The 4249-nt window shown below is 36.3% G+C and carries 3 protein-coding genes; all 3 read left to right on the plus strand.

Going from position 1 to position 4249, the window contains the following annotated elements; genetic code table 11:
- The first annotated feature begins 268 nt into the window (after window positions 1–268).
- From KDK19_RS00005 to KDK19_RS00015, 3 genes are read left to right on the plus strand one after another with little or no spacing between them, the layout of a single operon-like run.
- Complete coding sequence (locus tag KDK19_RS00005; protein WP_257254447.1) at window positions 269–1570, plus strand: flippase; 1302 nt, start codon at window positions 269–271, stop codon at window positions 1568–1570.
- Between the two features lie 45 nt (window positions 1571–1615).
- Entirely contained in the window at window positions 1616–2428 is an 813-nt protein-coding gene (locus KDK19_RS00010) for a phytanoyl-CoA dioxygenase family protein (protein WP_257254446.1), read from the plus strand.
- Window positions 2428–4242, plus strand: coding sequence for a radical SAM protein (locus KDK19_RS00015; RefSeq protein WP_257291068.1), 1815 nt, complete (start codon window positions 2428–2430; stop codon window positions 4240–4242). Before KDK19_RS00010 ends, KDK19_RS00015 begins: the two co-directional genes overlap by 1 nt.
- The last annotated feature ends 7 nt before the right edge of the window (window positions 4243–4249 follow it).

Genomic DNA, 4249 nt, shown 5'->3' on the forward strand with positions numbered 1-4249 from the left:
AAACAAAAGAAAGCCGCTATGAGTACACGCTATCTGGCTGAAGTCCTTGCTGGGCTGGCACTTTCATGATTTTGCCGTGCTAAATCAACGTATCCGATACCCTGCGTGTAAAGCATTCTTCGAATACTTCTAGGTTCAGCAGGCAGAAAACCCGATAAAAAGTATCGTGGGAGGGAATGATTTTCATCATCTTGCCGCCTCTTGCCATGCAGTAATTATTGAGAAACTACGTTTCATTTTTTGATTAGGGAATTTATTAGTTCTTATTATGGTGGTTAAGAATACGCTTTGGGTGATTTCGGAAAAATTATTTAGACTCATTTTGTCAGTGTTTGTGAGTGCTTTAGTAGCTCGGCATTTAAAGCCAGAAGGTTTTGGAGTCTTAAACTATTACTTGGCAATTATTGCTGTTTTCGTGATAATAGCGTCCCTTGGTTTTAATAGAATCATTGTCAGGGAAGTGGCCAAAGTTAATAGTTTTTTAGGGAAGGCTGAAATTATTTCTACTGCTTTTATTCTACGATTCTCAGCTTCTATTATAATTTTACTAGTTTGTGTAGCGTTATCTTATTTTTTTGTTGAACAGTCGGCGCTACTTTCTATTATTGCTTTTTTATGCGTTTTACTTAATGCTTTTGATGTCTTGGATTTTTATGAGCAAGGGGTTGGCTCATTTCGTATAGTAAGTGTTTTGAGAGCGATAGCTTTCTTTTTATCTGCTATTTCAAAAGTCATTATGGTTTATATTGGGCTTAGTATTACATGGTTGCTCTCGGTAACTTTGTTAGAGTATTTTTTAATTGCTGTTTTTTTTATGAGGTTTTGTGCAAGAGAAAATGAAACCTCTTTAATAAGTATTGACTTTTTTAGAGTTAGAAAGGCGAAAGAGCTTTTAAGTGAATCTTGGCCTGAAATAATTGCTGGGTTTTCTTCGATTCTTTTCATGAAGCAAGGGCAATTGATGCTCTTCTATATGGCATCGGAGTCTGAAGTTGGAATTTATTCTGCAGCCCTTAGGATAAGTGAGGCTTGGTATTTTGTACCTGTTGCAATTGTTGCTACAACTTTTCCAAAGTTGGTTGAACTCAGAGAAATATCTAATGAAGATTATATGAAAGCGATAAGTTATCTTTTCGGCGTTGTCATAATTATTTCTCTAGCTGTTTCCTTTTTTGTAACTCTTTTTGGAGGATGGTTGATAGATATAGTATATGGTGATTTATACAGCCAAAGTTCAACTGTTCTTATTATTCATGTGTGGGCGTCCGTCTTTTTATCAATGGGGCTGGTTTCAGGTTCTTGGCTGGTTGTAGAGAAAAAATTAAAACTTAATTTGTATAGGAATATTTTTGGCTTAATAGTTAATTTTGTATCAAATATGGTTTTAATACCTAGATTTGGTGCCAGCGGTGCTGCAATATCTATAGTGCTCAGTTTTCTTTCTTCTTTCTTGCTGTTTGATGTTTTTGTTAAAGAGCTTAGGTGTTTGGGTAAAGAAAAATTACTTTCATTTCGTTATATTTTTGATAGTAGATTTTGGGTCTATGTTAAGTCTGAACTTAAGTTTTAATTATGCGGTTAGTCTCATCTATAACCATAGATAGAAGGAGGGGAAATGGAGTTTGGATTTGAAAAGTATGGGTTTGTAGTAATACGTAATGTATTTACGGAAGAGTTTCTTTCAGAAAGACGATTTTTTTTGGAGTCCATCATCTCATATGCTGAAAAGAATTATGCTGACCCATTTGAGAAGTATTATTTAAAGCATAGGGCAGATCAAGGTGTACTATACGATTTGGTTCAGAGATATCCACTTTTCAATGATATGGTACGTAACGAGAAGATCCTTGATGCTTTGACTACTGCACTAGGTGATAATATTTTTATGTATGAAAACAGTCTTGTTTACAAACCAAAAGGAAAAAAAAACGGCGTGCCATGGCATCAAGACTTTGTATCTAGGCCTGAAGAACCGATTAAGTATATAGCGTGGTGCGCAATCGACCCAGTAAAAAAGAGCACTGGTGCATTAAAGGTATTCCCTGGTAGTCATAATTTGGGATTTCTTCCATGGTATAGAGTTGAGGGTGAAACACATCACGATAGGATAGACTTAAGTCAACTTGAACTTGATGAAGTAATGTACGTCGAATTAGATCCTGGTGATGTTTTGGTTTTTAATCAACTTCTTGTGCATGGTAGTGATGAAATGAGTACTAGTGATAAACGTTTAGTTTTTCGTGCTTCATTTCAAAACTTTGATGAGATTTACACGCCAAGAGGAACACCGATTGTTGTTAAAGGGGCTTGTGGCGAAAGTTTGGAAAGAATATTTGATTCACCTAGAGTTGCTGATCAAAGAAGCTTGTTAGTTAAGGGTGTAAACAAGTTGGGTAGATTTTTGTCTACTTGGGGATTAGAGAGATAATGAATATTAAATCAGTGTACAATCATTTTTATAATTCATTATTTGAGAGTAACTTAGCACTTAAAAAGCCTAGAGTAATTCAGTTTCCAGTTATTGATATTTGTAATTCTCGGTGTCAGATGTGTCGTATTTGGGAAAATAAACAAAGCAGAGATATTACTTCTGACGAGCTTAGGAAAGGATTTGAAAGTGACTTGTTCAGTAATGTAGAGGCCATTGGGTTCAATGGTGGTGAGCCTACCCTTAGAAAAGATCTAATCCAGCTTGTAGAGATTGCTCTAGAAAAACTTCCGAAGTTACAGTACGTCTCTATAATAACGAATGCTTTTAAACATAAACAAGTTATAGAGCAGCTCGAAAATCTGGGTAAACTCGTTAAGTCATTCGATAAGAATTTTGATGTAATGGTATCTTTAGATGGTTTTGGAGATGTTCATGATGCTGTTCGCGGAAGAAGAGGTAACTTTGAAAACGCAAAAAAAGTACTTTCTTTCCTTTCTGGGTTTAGGTCTGTAGATAGTGTAAGTGTTGGGTGTACAGTCGTCCGAGAGAATGTTTTTGAACTACCTGATTTATTAGAATTCTGCATTCATGAAGGATTTTATATTAAATTCAGGCAAGGAATACCACATCAACGATTATATACTGAAAATCTTCTTGACCCTTATGCCCTAACTTTTGAAGAGAAGTACGAGCTGGTTGAATTTCTGGAGGGAGTGGTTAAAAATTATGAAACTAATCCAATGCAGATATTTTTTTATCGCTCATTGATTGATCAAATTCTTTACAATAAACCGCGTGCAGCGGGGTGTGACTGGAAACATAGGGGGGCTACTATAACAGCTAAAGGTGAGTTAGCATATTGTGCTGTAAAGAGTAAGCCTCTTATGGATAATATTGCTGAAGGTGACCCAATGCAGGCATATTTCGGTAATAGCAAACACTTAAAAGATATAATCAAAAACGAATGTGATAATTGTCACCATGATTATACTGGATTACCAAAGCCTGTGTTCTATAGACGAATTTTGTTAGAACGTTTGGATGAGAAATTTACACTGAAAGAAAATGTTCGTAAGCTCCCAGGGTTTACCTTTTTAAACAATATTCGTAATCGTCATAGATTTCTAAAACAGATAGAATATTTTCGTACACAGCCTGAAACTATTGATATACCGAGAGAAACAAATAAGAAGATTCTAATATGTGGTTGGTATGGCACAGAAACGCTTGGGGATAAGGGAATATTAGGTGGTGTGATTAATACCTTTATTAGAGTATTAGGTGGACCATCAAAGTTTACAATAGTTGCTCTAAATCCTTATGTCACTGAAATGACCCGATGGCAAATGAAAGAACTACGTAATGTTGAAATTGTTACGCCTGAAGAGGGTGTAGGGCTAGTTAAGCAGATGAATTACGTTGTGTTTGGTGGCGGGCCATTAATGGCACTTGATTCGTTAGCACCGATGCAGGCAATTTTCGAACGTGCCAAATCACATAAAGTATGCACAATTGTGGCTGGCTGTGGTGTAGGTCCCTTGGGAAGTGGTTGGCATAATAATAGCGTAGCCTCAATACTGCGACTAGCAGATATACGAGTATATCGTGATTCAAGATCGCTTGCTTATGCGAAGCAACTAGGCATAGAAACAGCGAATGATACTATTGCCGAAGATCCTGCATTCACCTGGTTGTCCCAGTTTAATGGTAATTTTCCTAAGAAAAAAAAACATGATGAAAATAAGGTATTGTTGCTTGGGTTGCGTGACTTTCCTTATCAAGGGTATGCACGACATTGCACCGAACAATAAATACTTC

This window comes from Endozoicomonas sp. ONNA1, from assembly GCF_024606325.1.
Lineage (GTDB): Bacteria > Pseudomonadota > Gammaproteobacteria > Pseudomonadales > Endozoicomonadaceae > Endozoicomonas_A.